Source organism: Ihubacter massiliensis, from assembly GCF_024125305.1.
Classification (GTDB): Bacteria; Bacillota; Clostridia; order Peptostreptococcales; family Anaerovoracaceae; genus Hominibacterium; species Hominibacterium faecale.
This window is the reverse complement of record NZ_JAMXVH010000001.1, coordinates 3,216,935-3,241,304: the sequence shown is the minus strand read 5'-3', so window position 1 is coordinate 3,241,304 and position 24,370 is coordinate 3,216,935. Positions and strand designations below refer to the sequence as shown.

General features: G+C 46.0%; 18 protein-coding genes. 5 read left to right on the top strand and 13 right to left on the bottom strand.

Annotated elements, in window-relative coordinates:
* Positions 1-2: 2 nt before the first annotated feature.
* The 6 genes from preA to NIA71_RS14995 form a co-directional block, all read right to left on the bottom strand.
* Positions 3-1,259: an NAD-dependent dihydropyrimidine dehydrogenase subunit PreA gene (gene preA, locus NIA71_RS15020; RefSeq protein WP_253020837.1), complete on the bottom strand. Its 1,257-nt coding sequence runs from the start codon at positions 1,257-1,259 to the stop codon at positions 3-5.
* A complete protein-coding gene (locus NIA71_RS15015) occupies positions 1,250-2,479 on the bottom strand; it encodes an FAD-dependent oxidoreductase (protein WP_253020836.1) in 1,230 nt (409 codons plus the stop codon). The genes preA and NIA71_RS15015 overlap by 10 nt, the downstream gene beginning before the upstream one ends.
* Positions 2,480-2,500: 21 nt before the next feature.
* Positions 2,501-3,832 carry a M20/M25/M40 family metallo-hydrolase gene (locus tag NIA71_RS15010; protein ID WP_253020835.1) on the bottom strand — a complete coding sequence of 444 codons (1,332 nt, stop codon included), beginning with the start codon at positions 3,830-3,832 and terminating at the stop codon, positions 2,501-2,503.
* A 15-nt stretch (positions 3,833-3,847) separates the two neighbouring features.
* Positions 3,848-5,386 carry an NCS1 family nucleobase:cation symporter-1 gene (locus NIA71_RS15005; protein ID WP_148397980.1) on the bottom strand — a complete coding sequence of 513 codons (1,539 nt, stop codon included), beginning with the start codon at positions 5,384-5,386 and terminating at the stop codon, positions 3,848-3,850.
* Between the two features lie 345 nt (positions 5,387-5,731).
* On the bottom strand, positions 5,732-7,165 hold the full coding sequence (locus tag NIA71_RS15000) for a sigma-54 interaction domain-containing protein (RefSeq protein WP_253020834.1): 1,434 nt from the start codon (positions 7,163-7,165) through the stop codon (positions 5,732-5,734).
* 195 nt (positions 7,166-7,360) lie between these two features.
* Positions 7,361-8,791, bottom strand: a complete 1,431-nt coding sequence (locus NIA71_RS14995; RefSeq protein ID WP_253020833.1) for an aldehyde dehydrogenase family protein — start codon at positions 8,789-8,791, stop codon at positions 7,361-7,363.
* A gap of 356 nt (positions 8,792-9,147) precedes the next feature.
* Here NIA71_RS14995 and NIA71_RS14990 point away from each other — a divergent pair, with 356 nt between their 5' ends.
* The 3 genes from NIA71_RS14990 to NIA71_RS14980 all read left to right on the top strand — a co-directional run bounded on the left by NIA71_RS14990 (position 9,148) and on the right by NIA71_RS14980 (position 13,235).
* Positions 9,148-10,032, top strand: a complete 885-nt coding sequence (locus NIA71_RS14990; RefSeq protein WP_253020832.1) for a MerR family transcriptional regulator — start codon at positions 9,148-9,150, stop codon at positions 10,030-10,032.
* 315 nt (positions 10,033-10,347) lie between these two features.
* Positions 10,348-12,384, top strand: coding sequence for an N-6 DNA methylase (locus NIA71_RS14985; RefSeq protein WP_253020831.1), 2,037 nt, complete (start codon positions 10,348-10,350; stop codon positions 12,382-12,384).
* On the top strand, positions 12,381-13,235 hold the full coding sequence (locus NIA71_RS14980; protein WP_253020830.1) for a hypothetical protein: 855 nt from the start codon (positions 12,381-12,383) through the stop codon (positions 13,233-13,235). Before NIA71_RS14985 ends, NIA71_RS14980 begins: the two co-directional genes overlap by 4 nt.
* A gap of 228 nt (positions 13,236-13,463) precedes the next feature.
* Here the strand turns inward: NIA71_RS14980 and NIA71_RS14975 are convergent, their stop codons facing one another.
* The 3 genes from NIA71_RS14975 to NIA71_RS14965 form a co-directional block, all read right to left on the bottom strand.
* The gene (locus NIA71_RS14975) at positions 13,464-14,531 is read right to left on the bottom strand and encodes an arginase family protein (protein ID WP_253020829.1); all 1,068 of its coding nucleotides are present in this window, start codon (positions 14,529-14,531) and stop codon (positions 13,464-13,466) included.
* A gap of 37 nt (positions 14,532-14,568) precedes the next feature.
* Positions 14,569-16,086 (bottom strand): BCCT family transporter, encoded by a 1,518-nt coding sequence (locus NIA71_RS14970; RefSeq protein ID WP_148397987.1) that lies wholly within the window; start codon positions 16,084-16,086, stop codon positions 14,569-14,571.
* A gap of 208 nt (positions 16,087-16,294) precedes the next feature.
* Complete coding sequence (locus NIA71_RS14965) at positions 16,295-17,770, bottom strand: sigma-54 interaction domain-containing protein (RefSeq protein ID WP_253020828.1); 1,476 nt, start codon at positions 17,768-17,770, stop codon at positions 16,295-16,297.
* Between the two features lie 113 nt (positions 17,771-17,883).
* On the opposite strand from NIA71_RS14965, the gene NIA71_RS14960 reads away from it, so the two are divergent.
* Positions 17,884-18,138, top strand: coding sequence for a helix-turn-helix transcriptional regulator (locus NIA71_RS14960; RefSeq protein WP_148397989.1), 255 nt, complete (start codon positions 17,884-17,886; stop codon positions 18,136-18,138).
* 452 nt (positions 18,139-18,590) lie between these two features.
* On the opposite strand, the gene NIA71_RS14955 is transcribed toward NIA71_RS14960, so the two are convergent.
* The 4 genes from NIA71_RS14955 to NIA71_RS14940 all read right to left on the bottom strand — a co-directional run bounded on the left by NIA71_RS14955 (position 18,591) and on the right by NIA71_RS14940 (position 22,859).
* The gene (locus NIA71_RS14955) at positions 18,591-18,863 is read right to left on the bottom strand and encodes a type II toxin-antitoxin system RelB/DinJ family antitoxin (RefSeq protein WP_253020827.1); all 273 of its coding nucleotides are present in this window, start codon (positions 18,861-18,863) and stop codon (positions 18,591-18,593) included.
* A gap of 149 nt (positions 18,864-19,012) precedes the next feature.
* The gene (guaA, locus tag NIA71_RS14950) at positions 19,013-20,557 is read right to left on the bottom strand and encodes a glutamine-hydrolyzing GMP synthase (protein WP_253020826.1); all 1,545 of its coding nucleotides are present in this window, start codon (positions 20,555-20,557) and stop codon (positions 19,013-19,015) included.
* A 12-nt stretch (positions 20,558-20,569) separates the two neighbouring features.
* On the bottom strand, positions 20,570-22,081 hold the full coding sequence (locus NIA71_RS14945; RefSeq protein WP_148396985.1) for an IMP dehydrogenase: 1,512 nt from the start codon (positions 22,079-22,081) through the stop codon (positions 20,570-20,572).
* 22 nt (positions 22,082-22,103) lie between these two features.
* Positions 22,104-22,859, bottom strand: coding sequence for a M15 family metallopeptidase (locus NIA71_RS14940; protein ID WP_253020825.1), 756 nt, complete (start codon positions 22,857-22,859; stop codon positions 22,104-22,106).
* Between the two features lie 334 nt (positions 22,860-23,193).
* On the opposite strand from NIA71_RS14940, the gene NIA71_RS14935 reads away from it, so the two are divergent.
* On the top strand, positions 23,194-24,360 hold the full coding sequence (locus NIA71_RS14935) for an FIST signal transduction protein (protein ID WP_253020824.1): 1,167 nt from the start codon (positions 23,194-23,196) through the stop codon (positions 24,358-24,360).
* The last annotated feature ends 10 nt before the right edge of the window (positions 24,361-24,370 follow it).

Below are 24,370 nucleotides of genomic sequence, written 5' to 3'. Positions count from 1 at the left end.
TCCTACTCAAAGATTTCTTTCAGCATCAGATTTTCCGGGCTGCAGCCCTCTCTCCAGACCAGCTCTCCCGGCAGGATACAGTCGGATACCGGGCAGACCTTCTGACAAAGATGACATCCTACACAATGATCCGTATCCAGCTCCGGCCTTCTCTTTTCGTCATTCCATTTAATCGCCTGATGACCGCCGTCATAGCAGGATACATAGCATCTGCCGCAGCCAACGCATTTTTCTTCATCAAAGCTTGGCCGGATTTGGTAAGTCCTTGTAAGCTCAGACGGCGATACAATGTTGGGCAGGGCTTTTCCAACCAATTCGTCCAGACTGTTGAATCCCTTTTCGTCCATGTAATGCTGCATGCCGGAAATCATATCTTCTACGATCCGATAGCCGTACTCCATGACTGCAGTTGTTACCTGAACATTTCTTGCTCCTACCAGCAAGTAGTCCAGCGCATCGGTCCAGGTGTAGATTCCGCCCACTCCCGACATGGGTACCCCCTCCAATTCAGGACAATTACCCATTTCCGTCATAAAGCGCAGGGCGATTGGTTTTACTGCTGCTCCCGAAAGGCCAGATATGGCCGACTTTCCATTGATAACCGGCTGAGTCGTAAAGAGATCCCGGTCCAGATCAATCACCGATTTTACTGTGTTGATAGCGGAAATGCCTGCTGCACCGCCCTTCATCGCTGCCAGGGCCGATGGAATCATATTGGTGACGTTAGGTGTCATCTTAGCAATGACCGGAAGCTTTGTTCCGCTAACCGACGCTCTTGTAAAGGATTCCACCAGATTTGGATTGGTGCCCACGTCCGAACCCATATTTTCCCGGCCCATATGGGGACAGGAAAGATTAATTTCGATTCCGTCCGCATCAGCCTGTTCTGCGTAGCTGCACAGCAGTTTCCAGTCGTCTTCGGTCTGCCCCATAAAGGAGGCAAAGATCACATGATCCGGATAATCCCTTTTCAGCCGCCTCATGTGCTCCAGATTTTCTTCCAATGTATTCTGGGAAGCGTGTTCGCAGTTTTTAAAACCGGTCCAGGGCTCTCCCGCATTGCCGTAACTACCGAAGATGGGCGAAATCTCGTTTTCATTCCACAGGTCGATTGTCTTGTAAAATACGCCGCCCCATCCTGCTTCAAAGCATTTGGAGATCATATCGTAATTATTTCCTACTGGTGATGATGAAAGAAAATAAGGGTTCTTGCATTTAATTCCGGCAAATTCGATTGATAAGTCTTTTTTTACTGACATTCTTTTACACCTGCTTTCTGTTCCAGATAATCAATGATGGCTGCCGCGGCTTCCTTACCGTCTTTAACCGCTTCTACTACCGTCTTTCCGCCATTGGCGAAATCTCCTCCCATAAAAATACCTTCCTGGTCAGTCCCGGAAATGGGTTCTGCCGTCTGGCCGATGGCAAATACAACCCTATCGGCTTTTACCTTTGCTTCCGACTCTCCGTCGCGGCCTTTAAAGCGGACGAAGCTGACCTTTCCATCCTCGGCAAGGATTTCCTCCGGGGCAAATTCTGTGGTTATGGTCACACCCATTGACTGGACGTAGTTGATCTCCGCCATTTCAGCCGGCGCCTCTTCAATGGTTCTGCGATAGTAGATCATCACCTTGTCTGCTCCAGCCAATTTTGCGGTTGCGGCGCAGTCCATAGCCACGTCGCCGCCTCCGATGACAATGACCTTGTTCCCCAGATCGCAGGCTCCTCCGGTTTCTCTGGCCTTCTTCAAATAATCCAGCGCATCATATACCCCCTTGGCGTCAGCGCCGGGAACATCTACGGTCTTGGGGCCCCATAACCCCGCGCCAACAAAGACTGCGTCATAGCCTTCTGCCTTCAAATCTTCTGCTGATTCCACTTTCTTTCCCAGTATAAATTCAACGCCCAGTTCTTCAATGAGTTTGATATCGTAATCCACCGTCTCCTGAGGCAGCCTGGCTGGTACAATGCCGTAGGTCAGCATTCCTCCTGCCTTTTCTTCTGCATCATAAACGGTAACCTCATACCCCTGGCGTGCCAGCTGGGATGCTGCTGTCAGCGATGCGGGACCGGCACCAATGCAGGCCACCTTGCCGGCTTTCTTTTCAGCCGGAGCTTCAACATTTTTCATATCAAAGGCTTTTTCCTGCTCCACCAGAAAGCTCTGGAGCCTTCCGATTTCGATTGGTTTATCAATGCCGCACCGGCTGCAGGCTTCCTGACACAGCTGGTCATAAGGGCATACCTTTGCGCAGCTTCCGCCGAATGGATTGTTTTTTCTAATGGTCTCAGCTGCCCCCTTTACATTGTTGAAGCGCAGGGAACGAATAAACTTGGCGGGATCGGTTTCCGCAGGGCAGGCCTGGCTGCACGGCGCGTCGTAGCATACCAAACATCTTCTTGCTTCTTCTCTGGCAGTGCGGAGATTGTATCCTGCTGCTGCCTCTTCCAAATACTCTTTTTTAACAACTTTACTCAATGATTCTGCCTCCTATCTCATTTAAAAATCCAGTGCTGTGAACGCTTCCTTTTCCATCTTGCCGGCGGTTAAGAAAATCGCTGCGTTGCCAGCCAGCGCCTTTTCGATAAAATCGGTCCTGCATTTGTCAAAGGGGGTGTGGGCAAATTGTTCCTGCATCCCCGAATAGCCGATCGTCGGCTTACGGTAGTGACCTGCCGTGACCGCCGCATCGGTAGCAAAGGACCAATACCCGTACTTGACCGGCTGTCCGATCTGCGCAAGCGCCTTTGCGCAGGCTTTGGTGAAGGGATGATCCTTTTTGATTTTCCAGGCTTCCGTAAACTTGTATCCATTCATCACTTCTCCTGTATAGCAGGTATCAATGCAGGGTTTGACTTGAATATCAGCTTTAAACTGTGGATCTTCCGCCGCGATGTCATCCAGCACTTTCTGCAGAATCTTCATCGCACTGTCTTCGGTCTCTCCGATCATCGTTCTGCGATCAAAGGAGAGGTAACACTGATCGGGCACAATGGAGAGGGCGCCTGGGGAGCATTCGATGATGTTCAGGGAAATGGATGCAGGCTCCACTTCGCCGTCCGGGTCCTTGGGCAAGTTGGGGATGACTTCGTTTTTAATCTTTTCGATTACTGGAATTGCCTTATATATAGCGTTGATTCCGTTCTGGGGGCAGCTCCCATGGCTGGTTCTTCCATAGACGGTAATCAAATATTCGATTCTTCCCCGGTGTCCCAGGTACAAGCTCAAGCTGGTTGCTTCCGAGGAAACCATGGCATCAAAGTCAAGGCCCCTTTCAGGAAAGGTCTCTGCCAGCATACGCCTGGTGCCTCCGTTTTGACCCGACTCCTCGTGTACCACGCCGGTGTACATAAAGTCGCCTCTCAGCTTCACACCCTGCTGGCGCAGCTTGAGCAAAATGGCCCCGGCGTAGATCTGGAATCCGTGGCCGCTCTTCACATCGGAAGCTCCTCTTCCATGGATGCATTCCACCATTTCCTTGGCAGTTCTGTCCGCATTATCACATTCACAGATATCAATTTTGCCGCCGTAAGGATCATAACCCTCCCAATTAGCCACATCTCCTGGGGCAACATGATCCATGTGGGAATTATACATAATGGTCGGACCCTCTTCATCGCCTTTGATAATACCGATGACATTCCCATATTTGTCTCTGCTGACATCATCATACCCCAACGCTTCCATTTCTGCCACGATGATATCCGCCAGCTTCTGTTCATCACCGCTGATAGATGGGGTCTTTATCAGCCTTTGGATAAATTTGATGCAGTCATCTTTCAAGTCTTTGGCTATTTCATTAATCATGCTATATATTTTTTCGTCATACATTTTTTAGATATCCTCCTATTGTTGTGCGTATTTCTTTTCTGTAATCTCTACGAAGGTTTCCTCTGAAACATAAGATTTCTTTTCACTCTTCATAAAGAGAATGTACAGAACAAACGCAAGAATAAATCCGACTATGTAGCTATTGGCATCGAGCCATTTGGTAAAAGTACCTCCGATGCCGAATTTTCCAAGAAGGGGAACGATAAAGCCGAGAACCCACGCTGCAATAGCCCTGATATTCCAGCCCTTGTTGTACGTGTAGGTGTCATCTTTTTCATCATACAAAGCCTTTACATTGATCCTCTTTTTCTTGACCACAAAGTAATCGGCTACCAGAATGGCCGCTACCGGTCCCAGAATAGTTCCGCACGTACCCAGCCATGTAAACATAAAGGCTCCGGCATCGCCGTACATCCACCAAGGCCGATAGACAATGCATAAAATGCAGGTGATGATAATTCCCACTCTGTAGCTGATTTTCTTCGGCGCCAGATTGGCAAATCCGTTGGCGGGAGCCACCACATTGGCTGCCATATTGGTTGTCAGGGTACCGATAATGACGCCCAAGGATACGACGAGTACAACGAATTTATTGTTCAGATGGAGCAATACTGCGGTGGGGTCGAATTGGGCTTCTCCGTAAGCAACTTCCGTAACCTTGGCGAACATCGCGCCGATGGTAGCAAGTACGATAACGGAAGTGGGCATTGCATAAAGCTGACCTCTGAACTGGGCTTTCTGCGATTTTGCATATCTGGAGAAATCCGGTATATTTAAAGCTAAGGTCGCCCAAACTGCGATATTGCTAGTAATGCCGGCGAGGAACACGTACAGGAAACCTCCGTTGGCTTCCAGGGTTGCCGGTTCATTGCCTGCCAGGAACATGTCTCCTACGGATAAACCGCAATCGTTTCCCAGTGAAACGATCCAGCAGATCAGCCCAATACAGAGAATGATCAAAATCGGGCTGCCCAGGCTTTCCAGCCGTTTGATGCCTTCAGAACCTTTCAGCCCCAAAATTAAAGTTAAGACTAGGAAAATGCCGAAGCCGATAAATCTTCCCATACCTTCTGTATCCCAGCTGCTGCTGAAAACAGAGATGATGGAAGAGAAGGCTGCGCCGCCTACCCAGCACTGGACTGCACACCATCCGGCAGCTACGATGGCCCTCATCAAGGATGGCAGATGAGAGCCCATCCGTCCGAAAGAAATTCTTGCAAATACCGGGAATGGTATACCGTATCGTGTCCCTGCATGGGAATTAAGCTGCATTGGGATGAGTACGATCAAATTTCCAATGAGGACGTTTATCAGTGCGGGGATTGGTCCCATTCCCAATGCGATCAAAGCAGCTGCGTATGAGAATCCAGTGATGCAAATGACCATACCAACCCAAAGCATTCCAATATTATAGGTGTTCCATGTTCGTTCCGATGCGGATGTGGGAACCAGATCTGCATTCATATATTTTGAATCAGACAGTTCCTTCAGGGTTTCTTCATTTAATTCAAAGAGTCCCTTTGAAAATTCCATTTGTGTATACTTGTTTTCCATATTTACTCCTTGCGGCGAGTTTCAAAGATTTCGCCTTTGTTCATTTCAGGAATAACGTTTCTTAGTAAAAACTGTTTCATAACAATGGCCGTTGTTATATAGCTTTAAGCAGCGCCGCATCCATGAACGCGTATGCTGCGTTTGGTATTACACCTTTATATAGAGCATCTTTTATGCCAATTTTCTGTATTTTTAAAAAAATAATTAAGACCTGTGTCTTCCGCTTAATTTGAAGGTTTTTTACGATCAAAGAAAAAAAGACGCCAACGGCAAAGAGCTAGGCATCTTCTTTTCGTTCCGTTTTTGTAACTGACGAAACAATACTCGTTTCGTTTCCGTAACGGTCTACTCTCGATTGATTTTCCGAAAAAGGGTCGTCGGTGACACGTTCAGCAGCTTAGCTGCTTTCCTGATGCTGCCGCCCTTTTTCATTGCTAAGGCTATATATTCATCTTCCATCTCCGCAACAAGCTCGGGCAGGCAGACCGGCAGTTTTTTCGTTGAAACGCTTCCTTTTGTTTGGCCGAAAGCGTCTTCCTTAGGCAGATCCGCTAAGGTAATTTCCTGGTTTAGGCTGAGGACAACATAGCGTTCAATGGCGTTTCTCAGTTCCCGGACGTTTCCCTTCCATTCGGCTTTTTTCAGGACTTCAAGGACTTCCTGACTGATGGTCTTGTTCATTCCATTCTTTTCGTTAATCTCCTTTAAAAATGTGATTGTCAGGGGAATGATGTCTTCTCGTCTCTCCCTGAGAGGCGGAATTTTAATGGGGATTACGCTCAGCCGGTAGTACAGGTCCTCTCGGAATTGATTGCGATCCACCATATCTTTTAGTTCTCGATTTGTGGCGGCGATGATACGGCAATTCACTTTTTTTACTCTAGTGCTGCCTACTCGCATGATTTCTCCGGTCTCCAGAAAGGATAAGAGCTTGGGTTGTAAGTTAAGGGGCAGTTCTCCGATCTCATCAAGAAATACTACGCCGTCGTCGGCAGCTTCAAAGAGTCCCATTTTCCCTTCTCTGCTGGCGCCGGTGAAAGCGCCGGGAACATATCCAAACAGCTCCGATTCCAAAAGAGATTCGGGAATAGCTCCGCAGTTTATGGATACCATATGCTTGCTGCTTCGCTTGCTCATATCGTGGATCAGCCTGGCGATCACGCCTTTGCCCACGCCGGACTCTCCTAAAATCAATACAATGCTGTCGTTCATGGCTGCACGCTCAGCGATTTCCAGAACGCGTCTCATTTCCGCGCTTTCTGCAATCAGTCCTTTATGCGCAATGTTATTATGTTTTGACAGCTCGCTTCTATAGGTATCGATCAGCGTTTCTTGTTTTAGTTGTTCTTCATAAAGAGCATTTAAAATGGGGACATCCCGCAGGTTGTTGATGATTCGTTTAATGTTGCCTTCTTCGTCAAAGATGGGTGTGGCCGTAACCAAAATGATTTTGCCGTTGGAAAGGTTCTGGGTTATGGTTTCCTGTTGTTTGGATTCGAATACCGTAGCTGAGGCAGATTTTTGGAAGATGCCTTCCGTGACCAAATCCTTGGTATTTTTTCCAACAATATCTTTTCCGTCGATGCCCATAATTTTTCTGTGGGCTCCATTAACCATGATCGTGATGCCTTTCTCATCCACCACAGTCATGCCGTCTTCCGTAAAGAAGCAGGACCGGAGCGCTTCGACAATGAAATCTTTGTCTTCCTCAATATTTCCGCTCTTTACCTTTTCTTCAATTTCTTCGAATGTGTACAGCTTATCCTTAAACGTGACCATAGAATACCTCGATATCTTCTCCTGTTTCTGTTCGCATTTTAATCATTCATTCATTATATCAAACAAGATTGTGTAGTAAATAACCCCTGCTGAGTATTTTTATGTAATAGCTGCCTGTAAGAGCAGTTTGGCTGATAAGCAAAAGCTGCCGCTCTAACAAATAAATTGATGGTTCGTGCGGCAGCTGATCTTCTTTTATAGCGGTTTGGAATTCTCCGCAATAAATTCTGCTGTAAACAAGTCTTCTTCTTTCGGAACATTGAGGGGCAGCGTTCTGGATACGTGGGTGATATTAATTAAATCTTTCCAGTTTACATTATGGGATACACTGTTGTTTCCCCAAGTTCCACAGCCCAGGGTCATCGTCATCGGCATTCCATTTTCCCACGATCCGCTGTTTCCAACACCTTGGGGTTGATTTACCATCATTCTGGCCACCGGCATTCTCAGCGCCATTTTTTCCACCTTATTATCGTCACTGGTGTGGATACCGCAGCCATGGCCCTTGCCCATGTAGTCCATGATCGCTTCCATTTTATCCATTGCTTCTTCAAAGCTGTCTGTCTTAATCAGCGTGGTAACTCTTGAGAGCTTCTCTCCGGTAAACGGGTAGTCATGGCCGATGCCACCGTTTTCTTCGACAAACAGGAACTGGGTGTTCTGGTTGATTTCCAGCTCCGCCAGCTCCGCGATAACGGAAATGGGCTGAGCAATGATATGCCTGTTGAGCGCATGATTCTCCGGCCATTTGGGCCACAGGGCTGCCTGGAGCTTGGCCTTTTCTTCCGAAGCTTCCCTAACCAGAAAACCGCCGTGTTCCTGCAAGGCATTTACAAAGGCATCATAACATTCTTTCTGAACCAAAAGAACGTTTTCTGTGGAACAGCTGGTAGCATTGTCAAAGCATTTGGAGGTCCGTACCATTTGGGCCACTTTCCCCAGGTCCGTTGTACCGTCCACATATACCGCATCGTTTCCAGTTCCTACTCCAATGGCCGGTGTTCCTGACTCATACGCCGCCTTGACCATGCCTGCGCCGCCGGTGGCCAGCACGAAGTCGCATTGTTTCATCAGTTCGCCGGAACAATCAATGCTGACATATTCGGGCTCAACTGCAATAATTAAGTCTTCCGGTGCTTGGAATTTTTTCAATACCTTCCGCAGGTAATTGACGACAAACAAATTGACCTTGGCAGCTCTTGGATGGGGCGCCAGGATCATGGCGTTGCGCCCTTTAATAGCATTCATCGGCTTTACTACGGCTGTGTTTTCTGCGTTTGTCACCGGCGCCAAGGCGCCGATCACGCCCATGGGCTTGGCATATTTGGCAATGTTTCTTTTCTCGTCGTATTCAATGAGGCCCACTGATTTTTCATCCTTCATCTCCCGGTAATGGCCGATGGTCTTATTCCAAATTTTTGCGATTTTGTCCTCCACATCGCCCATTCCCGTTTCTGCAACGGTCTGCTCGGCCACCGCCCGCATGAAATCAGGGCGGGTGCCATAAAATGCGATGGCTGTCACAAGCTCATCCACCTGCTCTTGGGAGTAGCCGTTTAGTATGTTCTGGGCTTTTTTCGCCCTTTCCACAAGTCCTTTCATATACGCTTCATAATTGATTTCCATAAAATCCTCCTCCGAATCCTCCAATTAACCGATAAATGGTTGTATCAATTTAAAAGCGCAAATCTTGTGCCATTCTGCCGCCGAATCCAAGGCCGATCCTTTATCACGGCACAATCGTTGAAAAATAAAATACTGCTCCTGCCTTTATACAATGACGGGTATCCCTGTCCCCATTCCAACTGATCCGTATACGGAACAATCGGAACGCTGTTCGTTTCGAAATCGAAACAGTTCTTTTTGATTAAACTTATCTGCCGCGTCCTAAGGCAGCCGAAAAAAGGATTGACTCTCACGTTACGTAATAGTATATTCTTTTTTCTAGTAAGGCACGAATTTTACGAAAGGGGTTGATAAATATGAAAACCATCGGGCAAATAGCAGCGCTGACGGGTATCAGTACACGAACGCTGCAATACTATGATGAAATTGGTTTGCTGAAGCCGAGCAAATTAACGCCTTCCGGGTATCGTCTATACAGCAGCGAAGCGTTGGAAAGGCTGCAGCAGATTTTGTTTTTCAAGGAGTTGGGATTTAAGCTCCAAGAAATCAGGAAAATTTTAGAAAAGCCGGAATTTGATAAACGGATCGCCTATGGCAAGCAAAAGCAAATGCTCCTGCTGAAGCGAAATCGGATTGACCGGCTGATTGAGCTTCTCGGCAGGCTGGAGAAAGGAGAGACCTGTATGAGTTTTAAGGAATTTGATTTATCGGAATATATTGACGCGCTGGAAAGTTTTAAAGACAGTAACGAAGATGCGGTGATCAAACATTGGGGAAGTATGGAGGCATTCGATGAACTGTTGCAACAGCTAAAGATGAATGAATCCGACGCAGCCCGCTTGGCGATCAAGCAGTTCGGCAGCGTTGAGAAATATACGGCAGCGATGAAATACAACATGGAGCATTTCGCAGAAATCATGGAGCAGCAGCAAACGCTGACAGAGGAAGATCGAGCTGAATTTTTTAACAAGCAGAATTCCCTGTTCGAAAAATTAACATCTGATCTGGCAGAGCCCGCTTCTTGTGACCGTGTTCAAAAGGTCGTCCATGAACTCGTCGTCTTTACGCAAGAGAAAGCGCCGGTCCCCGATCTTGGTGAAGGGTATTGGGACATGGTAATCGAAAGCTATTCCAGTGAGACGGCGAAAGAGATCGTTGATACAAAATATGGGCCCGGTGCTTCCTCTTATATCGCCCAGGCCCTGCAATCCTATTTTTCCAAGTCCAAGCCTGTGATATAGGCCAGGACTGAGCATGTGTCAGGGCAGGGGCATCCATGCCATGCAGGAAAGCGGGGGGGGGACTGCTTGCGTCCAGACCAGGACAGCGTATGTTGGTTTACCATAATGAAGACAGGTTGTTTTTGGTGAAATTGGTATTGTAAAAATACCACGATCATATATAATATTTGTAGCAGTAAGCAATTGTATAAGTAGGGGATGGGTATTCCAGACACAGGATTGGCTCGGCAGAATTTGAATTTACTTGCCCTGTAAGTAGACTACGCTAAAGTCTATTAGAAGAGTATTTGCGTCACGATTAGATGGGGAAGTATTATGAAAAAGAATAACACGATAATACGAAAAATAACACAACTTGCTTCTCACATAAATAATAATGATATTTTGACTGGTTTATTAATAATTCGACAGGCATCCCCCAACTATATTCCAACTTTTACGCAAATGGACCTTGAAGATTATTTGCATAAAAATCAATCTGAAGAAAACTCTAGAAGAACGCCTTGGTATAATGTGGCTCATGCTCCTGATGGAATGTGCATCGCAGCGATGCTGTACGCATTGCGTTCGATACTGCCATCAGGCCCACTATTGTATAGTTTGGAGGAATCCATAAAATTTTCCAAGTCAGATGAGGCTGCTGTACATAGAATGATCGACTTTCTGTCAGCCATTTCAATAGCTGACATCTCACTGCCGGAAATTCATGAAATTTGTTTGAGCAAACAAGCATGGAACGCTCCTGTAGAATCCAATCGTTTTCATACACCCTCCTACATGGCTCATCTAATCCTAGGCTTATTGGATTTCAATAAAGATGGTAATGTTTATGATCCCTGCTGCGACAACGGCACTATGCTATGCCAAATTAGCCAACAGATGCCGCAAACGAGCAAGTATCATTTCTATGGACAAGCAACAAATCAGACCGCCTACCGAATGTGCCATGCAACTTTTTTCTTTCACGATATTTCTGTCGATTTAGGGGATAGACCCGCCAATACGCTATTAAATGATATTCACATCGGCCAATCGTTTGATTATATTCTGGCAAATCCGCCTTTTAATCTTGGTCATTGGTGCGGTAGTATGTCCCCCCAATATGACATACGATGGCAATATGGACCCCCGCCTCGCTCCAACGCAAATTATGCATGGCTTCAGCATATTATTAGCCACCTATCGGAACAAGGACGCGCAGCGGTGATATTATCCAATGGGACTTTGACCACTCAAACTCGGGAGGAACGAAGCATCCGGCAATGTATTATACGTGACGGATTAGTAGGATCGATTATTGCTCTGCCGCCTAAGCTTTTTTATGGTACAAAAATTCCATGCTGCATTTGGCTTTTAGACAAATCACGAGAATCTGGCTCTACTACGTTATTTATAGATGCCAGGCAATTGAAATTGACAACTGAAAAAAGTGGCTGCATGAAAGAGATTCACAAACTGGCAGAGCTGGTTCAGCAGCATCGCAGCGGAACACTGATAGAGAAGACTAATTGGTATGCTGTCGCCACTTTGAAAGACATTGAGCAAAAGGGCTTTGTTTTGAGTCCAAATTTTTATACGCAGACTCCGGCAATTTCTTTGAAGCCGATCAAGAAAAACCGGCTGTATTTTACAGAATTAATCAATAAATTGAATCACCGACTTGGTAACCATCCTCTATCCGGTTTCATACAACAATGGAGCCACGTGCAAACACCAAATCATTGGGGAAACGCTCTGTTGCCTGAACTTTTTCAAATTTTTGGAGGTCTAGCAAAAGACAAAGCTGCATTTGGTCACGGTATTCCAATGGTAGGTGTCAAAACAGTAATCAAACATGCTTTTCTTCCTGATAGGCTGCCCTCTTATGTTGATGCTACGGAAGTAGAAGTTCAAAAATATTGCATCAAAGCAGGCGATATCTTGTTAAATAGAACTAGCGAGACGGTTGAGGAGCTAGCATGCTGCTGTATTGCAGCAACAGATCAAAATGCGGTATACGGTAATTATGTAAAACGCCTTCGCTTGATTGAAACAGAATATATGAATCCTTTCTACATGAATGCTTACTTTCATAGTGCCATCTATCGTCAAGAGGTAGAAAAAGTATCTCCTGTTTATACTACACGCGCAAATATGAATGTAGAAAGACTTTCAAAAATCCGTGTTTATTATCCGGATACAACTATGCAAAAGAAAATCGGAGATACGCTATTTGCCATCTTTCAGTTTCTTAAAGATTGTTGCGATAGCGAATTGGTGAAACTCCTGAATCAGTTTATGCATCTGCTAATAGAACAGGTAATTACTTATCCCGTGCTCTGCTCACAGAAAGAAGAGGTCTATGATAGATGAATCAGAAAGAACAAAAGTGGTTGGTGCTTCTTTACTCCCTTACTGAATGTAAGGGAGGCGATCAGAGAAGTGTAATCTTACAACATATTAACGATTGCGGATACTGGTATAAAAATGATCAAAACGATATTCTCCGGCGGACTCGTAATGAAATGGCGTGGAGAAATGACTTTTCATTTGAACGGCAGCATTTAGTTGAATACGGTTATATGAAAAGCAACGGGCAAGGCAGATGGGAAGTCACAGATAAGGGGAAAGCGATTTTAACACATCTGATTGAGAAAGCAATGTATCAAACCGCCGAAACCGAAACTTGTTATACTGCCGCATTCTTTCAAAAACTAATTAAAAGCCAATCCGTTACTGAATTGAAGGAAGACCAAGTCCTAATAACTCAGCTTTGCCAGATAAACCTGAAAGATGAGAAAAAATCCGCTATGCTGGTAAATGAGCCCCAATCAAAAGGGACTGCTTCAAGCAAATCTGCAAACGGGCATATCTATTTGCGTTCGCCCGCTGTAGCCCAAAGGGCGCTCTATAGAGCTGGCAATGTATGCGAAGCAGCGCCCGCACATGAATCGTTTCTACGTAGAGATGGTGTAACTCTATACATGGAGCCGCATCATTTAATCCCAATGGCGCTGACAGATTTTTTTGGAGTCAATCTGGATAGAGAACAAAATATTTTTTCACTTTGTAGTAATTGCCACAACCAAATTCACTATGGGGCAAAAGAGGATGTCAGGAAGTTGGTTCGTAAACTTTTTTCGATGCGAGAATATGAAATATGCTCAATCTTAGGAAGAAAAATTGGCTTAGAGGAATTATACCGCATCTACGATGCCTATTAGCGTAAATTATAGTGTTCCCAAAGTGCTGCCAATTCTCAAAATGTGTAAACTCAGATATGGCGCGGCCGCATGAAGCGCGGCAACGGAGAAATCACAAAAAAAGCCGCAAATCCCTTTGATAAACAGGCTTTACGGCTTTTCTCTCTCGGTACCTCTATATTTGTTCTACCATTAAGCGGTCTGGCCTCATACATCCGCTCCATCTTCCTGATACACCGGTTTTATCGTTTATTTCCAGTGTGTCTGGTGCTTTTCGCCATTCTTACGCGCCTTGCTTTCCGCCAGCAGGCACATCATTTCAAAAGCAAGCCCTGCGGCCAGGCAAGCTGACTGTCCGGTTACGTCGTAGTCCGGGCTGAGTTCCATTAGGTCAGCGCCGACAATATTCATGCCGTACATTCCTCTGATGACATCCCGAACTTCCCTTCCAAACAGGCCGAACGGTTCAGGAAGCGTTGTTCCCGGCATCTCGCCGCAATCAATGCAGTCGGTATCGATTGTCAGATAGCATGGGTAATCGCCGATAATCCGCTTGATTTCACTTACCACGTAGGGAATTCCCTTTTCCTGGGCTTCATCGACCATAATTCTTCTCATGCCGCTGTTTGTTGAGAAGTCGCAGCGGATAATTCCTCTGCCTCTCTGGCCGACCTGAACCATCTTTTCCGGCGCGATATATCCGCCGCAGGCAGCGTTCTGGAATAAGGACGCATCGCTTACTGCCGCGCCCTGAAAGTCAATACTTGTGTCTCCGTGAGCATCCATATGTACGACAGCCAAAGGCTCGTCCTTGCCAAGTCCTTTTAAGATCGCGTATGTACAAGTATGTTCGCCGCCAATGGTCAAAGGCACAATTCCTTTATCCTTGAAATCCCCGTATAAGTCAGCAATTTCTTCCAGGTTTGCTCTTAGATTGTATGGATCCTTAACAAATTCCACATCGCCATAGTCTACGATGCTGCACATATCGTATGGGCATAAGTTATTGTAGTAGTTGACCAGATTTCGATCAAGGCCCCAGAATCTTACGGCTTTGGGGGCGTTTCTTGTGCCCGGTCTTGGGTTGGGTACGCCAAGATCCATGGGCAATCCCACCAGAGCGATGTCAACACCGTCCAGATCCCGGCTGTACGGCGATCTGAAAAGGCCTAATTGAGGAACGTTGTTGCTGACGAGTTCCACCCCCTCTGCTTCCGCTCTCTTATAGAACGCCCTCACGTCCGGATTGTCTACGTCCCACAACCCCTTTCCTTCAACCAGTTTCTTGCAAGCTTCAATTCTTTCTTGTTTGTTCATTTTTTTCTCCTCCTCTCGCGAGTTAATACAATAAATTTTAATTGTTATCTTCTTTAAACCATCTGAACAGCCCGATCAGCATACCGATTATGATAAACAGGAATGGTACCGATAATACGATGCACACCGTCTTGATTGCTGTGAAAGGCGCTCCCGCAAACATGATTGACAGCGGAACTAAGGTCAATACGAGGCACCATATTACCCGGAATCTTGGATTGGGATTTCCTTCTGCGTCAAGCTTCTTAGTCGCGGATGCGGCCAGCGTAAAGGACGCTGAATCCAGCGATGTCGTCAGCAAGCCGATTGTTACTAACGTAAATGCAATCGGCAAGATTACACTTCCGCCCGGAAGGGTTCCCAGAAGCTCAAATAATCCTGCATTTACATCGGCAGCCTTAGAAAGCTCGTATGCGCCGGTCAGTTCTGCGTTCAGCCCGAATCCGCCGTTGATGGAAAACATAATCCATATGCCGCCGGTAATACCGATCAAGCAGGTTATAATCATCTGTCTTAATGTTCTTCCTTTTGATATTTTAGTAATGAAAATCCCCATCATGGCCGCATAGTTCAGCGCTAATGTGAATAGGAAAATTGTATTCAGTTCCGGGAATCCTGTCTGCGCCACCGGATCCGTATAGGTACTCATCTGAACGTAATTCTGGAACATTTTCCCCAAGCTGTACGTGAATTCTTTCCAGATAAACTGCGTCGGGCCGACTATGAATATAAATGCAATAAAGATGATGGAAAGATACATTGTCAGGTCGCTCAGCCGCTTCATGCCTTTCTTTATGCCCACAAGGGATGTGATGGTGAAAATCACCGCAATAATCAGCAATACGATTACGTTTGTTGTAAAGTTTGCTTCCATCCCAAAGATTTTGCCAAGACCCGCGGTTACAAGGGGAACCCCGACTCCCAGCGATACGCCTAATCCGCCGACAATGCTAAGGATTGTAAGCCCGTCAATGATTCTTGCCAGAGGCCGCTTATATTTGAAATTGCCCAGCATTTCTTCACATACTGCGCCTACTCGCAACACTGGAATTTTGCGCACATAGAAGGCATACGCCATTGATACGGCTGTCATGATAAAGATTACCTGACAGCTGAACCCCCAGTGAAAGAAGGTGTACGTCATCGACATCTCAGCAGCTTCCTGTGAATAAGGTTCAATGGAAAACGCCGGCGCAGCATAATAATAGGACCATTCGACAAATGAATAAAAAATTGCGGTAGCTGCCAGCGAAGCACAGAGCATCATGCCGATATAGCTGAATGTGGAATACTCCGGATCGCCCTCTCCCAGCTTGACCTTTCCGTGCTTGCTAAAAGCTAGGTACAAGCAAAAGAATAAGCCGATAAAAACAAACCATAGAATTGGCGGACCCATTACTGCTGTAACTTTGTTAAAAACTGCATTTACCACGTTTAGAGTTTGGTCCGGCTTTATGCACATAAAAGCCACGAATATCGCTACCAGTATGATGCAGATCAGCGATATTGGTTTGTCAGATATCGCCTTTGATTTGGTGTTCAAATTCTTCTCCATAACATTTCTCCTTTCTCGATTCCTGTTTTATTATCCACTATTAATCGCAACAAGCGTGCCAACTTCTAGAACCGTTGAAATTCCAACCTTTCTTCTAATTTGGATTTTCATAAAACAAAACAGGAAGGTCACGTCTGACCTTCCTGTTACCTGTCATTTTGTTCCTGTCAAAAGAACGGTTTGAATTTTCAATTGTTTTTATCAAGTGTCAGTCTTGGCCTCCGAGGTCATGATTGATCTTTGCAGTAAAATGCAATCTATGCTTTCGGAGTCTGCGTTTTAATGTACTCTCTGAAATTCCAATCTGTTCGGCCATTTCTTTTATGGTTGTGTATTTTCCCATTATTTTTTTCAAATACTCGCCCTCAAAGGCATCCATTGCGTCAATGTACCTGCCATTGATTTCAAAAATAGTATTTATGCCTGCGTCGGTAAAATTGGGCATGGCCCGCATGACGTCCTCAATACCAATTTCCGCTTTTGGCGTGACAATCACCAGTCTTTCTATGATATTCGCCAATTCTCTTACATTCCCCGGCCAGGAATAACTGTATAATCCGTTCACGGCCTCCTGTGAAATGGTTTTCCGATATCCATGCTTTTCGTTATATCGTTTTAAAAACAAGTCTATAAAATCAAAAAGATCTTCTTTTCTCTCTCTAAGGGGCGGCAATTTCACCGGCACGACGTTAAGTCTATAATAAAGATCTTCTCGAAAGAGCTTCTTTTCGACCATTTCTTCCAAATCTCTGTTGGTCGCAGCTATAATTCTTATGTCTACCTTTTTTTCTTCTACACTTCCTACTGGCAGAAAGGTGCTGTCCTGCACCAGCCTCAAGAGCTTAGTCTGTAAATTCAGCGGCATCTCACCGATCTCGTCCAAGAACAGCGTTCCTTTATCTGCCGCTTCCGCCAGGCCCACTTTCCCCTTCTGGCTTGCGCCTGTAAAAGAATTTTTTTCGTATCCAAATAGTTCTGATTCCAAGAGCGATTCTGACAAAGCGCCGCAGTCTATTTTTATAAAAGGTTCCTCTTTTCTCAAGCTATGCTTGTGAATCCAATTGGCGAAAACATCTTTACCCACACCCGATTCTCCGATGATCAGAACCGATACTTCAGATGGCGCAATCCTTTGCAAAAGGTTCATATTTTCCTGCATTTTGCTATTGCTGCTAGTAAGCAAATTGTCTTCAGCATTTCGCTTTTTAATGGCCTCCAGTTCTTTTTTGTATTTTTCCAGCTGTTTCATCACAACTTTTTTGTCGTGCTTAATTTGGGCCAGCTCTGTTACATCCCTTTCGTTAATATATACCCACTTTATTTTACCGTTCTTAAAAGCAGGAACCCCTGTTATCACCAGCTGCCGGCCGCCTTTGAACTGCATGATGGTCTCTTTTTTCTTTGATTTGAAAACCTTGACGGTAACGGATGTTTCGTAGATTCCCTCTTCCAGTAAATCAGATGCATACCGTCCGAGAATATATTCCTTATCCACTTCTTCCAAGATTTCCGCGGCGTGGTTCATATATACAATTCTTCCCATTTCATCGGCTATAATGATCCCGTCATACGACGCTTCAAAAAAGTTTTTCCAGTCATCGTGAAATAGTTCGAAAATCTTTACCATAACCCCATCTTCACTTGTTTTCGTCTGTACAGTCTTATCGCATTGTCCATTTTTCACATCAAACACCACCCCTTCCGTTTTGCAATATATTTATTGCAATTATACAAAATATTTGTACTAGAATCAATAATAATGCGCATAATGTCCAATGAAAGGTTTGGTGATTCCATATGCCCCAAAAGCTGAAGCAAAGCAGGGATATTTCCATAGGCGAAAACCTGAAAAGATTAAGAAACGAGGCCCAGATGACACAAGAGCAGGTAGTGGCCCAATTACAACTTCGCAACTTGCCTACATCCCGAAGCTCCTACTCTCAAATAGAATCCGGCACTTACAATATCCGGATCGGTGAATTAATCGCATTGGTCGAAATTTTTCATACTGATTATAATACTATTTTTAACGGGCTGAACGATGAGGAATGACCCATGGGATGGAGTATGCGGCAAAATTTACTGCATCTGAATCTTTCCCTGAAGAACAACACAGTCATATCTCTATGTTAGTATCAAACCAGTATCACAGGCACACACAAAAACTCTCAACTGTTGTATATTCAACGTATGAGAGTTTTGTTTTTGCTATTCTCGGCAAGTCCAGGGGTGGAACTAAATATATCTGTTTAGTTTTGGTGCTTTTCAAACTGGAGTTTTATTTCTATTGTGTACATTATTGGGGCTTTTGGATTTTTTGTTGCAGATTCTCAAGATAAATGCATCTATATTGGCCTGGCATTATAAATCGAATAGATCAGAATGAGTCCCTGTATCAACTAATGTCAACGTCAACTACAGGATCCAATAAAACAATGTCCAACCCCGGCTTCTTCGCACGCTTGAGCCTTTTTTAAACCTGCCAGTCAATACTAATTGATAAGTCATAAATCAAGGTCCTCTAAAGCTTCCGAAAAACTAGTATACTTTTTAGTGTCCGGATCTCTGCTGATTTTCTTTGCTTCCTCCATCGCTTCTATTACTTCTGGTTTATAATTTGGAAGTTCCACCTTAAACGGCAATCCGCCTCTTAAAACACATTGCCTTAAAAACATATTTGTAGCACTCGATAAATCCGATCCCAATTGTCCAAACAACTCCATCGCTTGCTTTTTCAGCTCCTCATTAATCCTTATTTGTGTTGGTACTGTCGCCATAACCACACCTCCCTTTAATACAATTAAAAGCGTTTTAATGTACATTGTCAACCATTTGTATTTTTTGATCTTCTAATGTAGATAATTCAAAAATGACAAGCAATCCTACAGACTGCCTGTCATTTAAAATAATTCATGTCAAATTTTCATCACTCGAACTCTATCGTCCCAGGCGGCTTACTCGTACAATCATAAAGCACCCGATTCACATGAGCCACCTCATTGACAATCCGGCTCGTCACCTTCCCCAGCACCTCCCAGGGAATCTGGGCCGCCTCCGCCGTCATAAAGTCGATCGTATTCACAGCCCGCAGCGCAATGGCGTAATCATACGTCCGCTCATCGCCCATGACGCCCACCGACCGCATATTGGTCAGCGCCGCAAAATACTGCCCGATATCGCGAGCGATCCCGGCCGCTGCGATCTCCTCACGGTAGATCGCATCCGCATCCTGCACGATCTTCACCTTCTCAGCCGTAACCTCGCCGATAATGCGAATCCCAAGACCCGGCCCCGGGAACGGCTGACGGAACACCAAATGCTCCGGAATTCCCAGCTCCAGTCCAGCCTTGCGGACCTCATCCTTGAACAGATCCCGCAGAGGCTCGATGATTTCCTTAAAATCCACATAGTCCGGCAGGCCGCCCACATTGTGATGAGACTTGATGACAGCAGACTCGCCGCCTACGCCGCTTTCCACCACGTCGGGATAAATGGTCCCCTGAACCAAGAAGTCCACTGACCCAATCTTTTTCGCTTCCTCTTCAAAGACCCGGATAAACTCTTCTCCGATGATTTTCCGTTTCTTCTCCGGCTCCGTTACACCGGCCAGCTTCTCATAAAAGCGCTGCTGGGCATTGACCCGGATGAAGTTCAGATCATACGGGCCTGACGGGCCGAACACCTCTTCCACTTCGTCGCCCTCATTTTTACGGAGAAGGCCGTGATCCACGAATACACAGGTGAGCTGCGATCCGATGGCTTTTGACAGCATAACTGCCGCCACCGAAGAATCTACGCCGCCCGACAGGGCACAGAGCACACGGCCGGAGCCAACCTTGGCCCGGATGGCTTCGATGGAAGTTTCCACAAAGGAATCCATTCTCCAGTCGCCTTTGCAGCCACAGACATTATACACAAAATTGGACAGCATCTTTGTCCCTTCAGCAGTGTGAAGCACTTCCGGATGGAACTGCAATGCGTAAAGACCCTTTTCCGGCATTTCCGCTGCAGCCACCGGACAGTCAGGCGTATGGGCTGTTACAACAAAACCCTGCGCAGCCGACTCAATGTAGTCATTGTGGCTCATCCAGCAAACCGTCTTTTCAGACACATCAGAAAACAGCTTGGACGATTGATCCACCGTAACCTCAATTTTTCCGTATTCCCGAACCGGCGCCTTGCAAACATGGCCGCCCAAAAGATGCATCATCAGCTGTGAGCCGTAGCAAATTCCCAAAACGGGAATTCCCAGCTCAAAAAGCTCCTTTGTATAAGTGGGCGAATCCGCTTCGTAAGCGCTGCTTGGTCCCCCGGTGAGGATGATCCCTTTGGGGTTCATCGCCTTGATTTCTTCAATATCTCTTTTATAAGAATAAATTTCACAGTACACGTTGCATTCACGCACACGCCGGGCGATCAGCTGATTATACTGCCCGCCGAAATCCATCACAATTATTTTTTCATGCTGCATGGAATCCTCTCCTTATCTCAAGTTGCTGCTGTTTGAAGTATCCTTTAAGATAACGTCGTGTGCTCCGCCCTCCACAAGGCTGGTAGCGGAAACAATGGTCATCTTGGCCTTCTTCTGCAATTCCGGTATGGTCAAAACGCCGCAGTTGCACATGGTCGATTTCACTTTCTGCAGGGAATAGCGGACGTTGTCACTCAATGCTCCCGCATAAGGCACGTAGGAATCGACGCCTTCCTCAAAAGAGAGCTTGCTGTCGCCGCCCATATCGTAACGCTGCCAGTTACGGGCGCGGTTGGAACCTTCGCCCCAATATTCCTTCACATAGTTGCCGTTGATATTAAGCTTGTTGGTTGGTGATTCATCAAATCTGGAGAAGTACCTGCCCAGCATAATAAAATCAGCCCCCATGGCAAGAGCCAGGGTCATGTGATAATCATAAACGATTCCGCCGTCGGAGCAAATGGGAATATAAACGCCTGTCTTTTCGTAATATTCGTTTCTGGCCTGAGCCACCTCGATCACTGCACTGGCCTGGCCACGGCCGATGCCCTTCTGCTCTCTGGTGATGCAGATGGAGCCGCCGCCGATTCCGATCTTAACAAAATCAGCGCCCGCTTCCGCAAGATAGTTAAAACCTTCCCGGTCAACAACGTTTCCAGCGCCGATTTTTACCGAATCGCCGTATTTAGCGCGGACAAAATCCAGCGTATCCTTCTGCCATTCGGAGAAGCCTTCGGAAGAGTCAATGCACAGCACATCCGCGCCCGCCTCAACCAGCGCCGGAATACGTTCCGCATAATCCCTGGTATTCACGCCGGCTCCCACCATATAGCGCTTATGTTCATCCAACAGTTCATTTGGATACGCCTTGTGGGTATCATAGTCTTTTCTGAAGACAAAATGAGTCAGTCTCTGATTATCATCGATCACCGGAACCGTATTCAATTTGTTATCCCAAAGAACATCATTGGCTTCCGAAAGAGTGGCTCCTTCTTTCACATAAATCAGTTTTTCAAAGGGTGTCATAAATTCTTTAACCTTGGTTTCCAAAGACATTCTGCTGATCCGGTAATCCCTGCTGGTAACGATGCCCACCAGCTTGCCTTCCGCCGTTCCATCCTCAGTGACAGCCGTTGTGGAATGGCCTGTCCGCTCTTTCAGCTCCAGGAGTTCTCCCAAAGTCTGATCAGGACGAATGTTGGCGTCGCTGGTCACAAATCCGGCTTTATGGCTCTTTACCCGGCGAATCATCGCTGCCTGGTTCTCAATGGTCTGTGATCCAAAGATAAAAGAAATCCCGCCTTCCTTTGCCAGCGCAACGGCCAGCTTATCGTCGGATACCGCCTGCATGATCGCGGAAACAAGAGGAATTTTCATCTTAATGGAAGATTCCTCACCTTTTTTAAATTTAACGACCGGGGTGGCAAGGTTGACATTATCAACCCTGCATTCCTTTGAGGAATAGCCCGGTACCAGTAAATACTCGCTGAATGTCCTTGATGGTTCATTGAAATATACTGCCATTTTACCCTCCTTTAAAACATCTTTATACTTCTCCCAAATACTCTTCGAGAGTGATTTTTTGTTCATAAATTTCTTTCGCAGCATCCTTTCCCACATAGCGGATGTGCCAGGGTTCATATTCATACCCCGTAATATCTTCTTTCCCTTTTAAATAGCGGATAATAAATCCGTATTTGTGGGCATTTTTAGTCAGCCATTCTCCTTCATCCGTATTGCCGTAAGCCTGCACCAGATTATAATTCACTGAAGGCGACGATACATCTGCACAAAGGCCGCTTTGATGTTCGCTGTATCCCGGCTTTGCGCTGTATTGCTCGGCTGCGTACTTGCCATCCTTGCCCACGTATTTCTCGTAGAGCACTTTCTGGTAAGCGTACGGCCGAAATCCGCTGGTAAGCTTGATGGTATGCCCCTGTTTATCAGCTGCTTTTGCCAAATCATTAAAAGCGGACGCTACCGTTTTTCGCAGCTTTTGATATTCCGATTCCCGGGATGAAACCTTGTACTTTACTTTCTTAAGGTCCCCCGGTTCATAATCTTTTCCAAGCCCATGGCTCTTATTGACAAGAATCAGATATTCCGAAGACTTGTCCACTGCCGGAGGCTGAGTCTGAATCGCGGCTTCAGTTGCCGGAACCGTCGCGTTTACCTGCGTGTCACCCTCCCCTACGTCCTGGTGAACATAAGGCGCCAGCAGAAAATAGAATCCGGAAAATACCAGCAGCATTAGTATGGCAACAGCTAGCCTGAGCGTAGGTTTTTTCCTATTCTTCACCATTTGTTTCCCCTTTTTCTTATAATACAGGAACTATCGATTGCGCAGCATTTCCTGTATTTCAAAAAAGTTTACCTTGTGAAAGTGAGCGCCAAGCGCGAATAACGTTTCCAAAGAAAACTTTTTTTATTCAAAACTATATTAACATATTTTATAATAAAAAACCCTCTTTTACAAATAAATTTTCCGCATTTCTCCTTGTTCCGCATTACGAAACCACCTGTCTGCATAATAAAACACACGGCGTTGACTAACTGAATTTTCGGACTTATTATGGGTGTTGAAAAGGGGTTAAGAAAAAATATATTGAGATAAGTCTTATAAGGAGGTACGAATTATGTTAAAGGTAAAAACAGGCGCAAGCGTAAACACCAATGCGGCGGCGGCCGGGAAAGAAGCTGCCTTACAAGTAAAAGAAAATGCAGCTGATATGAAAATGGCTTTCGTATACAGCGGGGTGCAGTATGATCAGAAGGAACTGCTGGCCGCCATTGCAGCCGAGCTTCCAGGTGTGCCATTGATCGGCAACACATCCTTTACAGGTGTCATCACCCAGGACGGATTTATCTCCGGTGAAGATGGATTTGTAGGCATCATGGCCATGTCTGACGAGGCGTTGAAGGTCGGCGTAGCCGGAATGGCCAAGGAAGGCACTGCAAGAGAAACCGGCAAAAAAGTCGCCGAAATGGCCCTAAAAAACGCAGGAACGGATGCTGCGCCCGACTACTTTTATATGACAGCGCCTCCGGGAGAAGAGGAATTCTATCTGAAAGGAATCACAGAAGTAATCGGCCGGGTTCCCTTCTTCGGCGGCAGCGCTGCTGACAATGCCATAGCCGGTGAATGGCTGCTTTACACCGATCAGATGGTGACAGCCGATGGACTTGGCGTCGCATTCTTCTACACAGATAAACCTTTTGCCAACAAATATACCGGAGCCTATGGTGAAACCGACAAAATGGGCATTATTACAAAGGTCGCCCAAAACCGGACCCTGCAGGAAATCGATGGAATTCCCGCTCTGGAAAAATATCGTCAGTGGACCGGAGCCTCAAAGGAACAGGTCACAGAAGGCAATTTGCTCGCCTACAGTATCACCAATCCGCTGGGCGTGAAAGACCGCATGGGTGATCTGATCGCAATTCGCCACCCGATGAACGGTAATGCCGATGATTCCATCAACGTGGGCAACAACCTGGCTGTTGGAACGGCGGTCATTCTCATGGAAGGAAGTGTCGACGGCCTGATTTCTTCGGTAGGCAAGACGCTGGAAGATTTGAAAGGAAGAATGAATGGCGAAATCGGCGGACTGCACCTGGTACACTGCGGCGGCAGGAGAGCCGGTATTGACAACCGGATTGACGAAGTTACCGCACAAGTGAAAAAAGCGGTGGGAGATATTCCATTCATCATGGAGTTCACCTTCGGGGAATACGGATATGAGGATGACGGATGCAACACCTGCGGCGGCCTGATGCTGTCCTTCACCGCATTTGGAAAATAGATTACATACA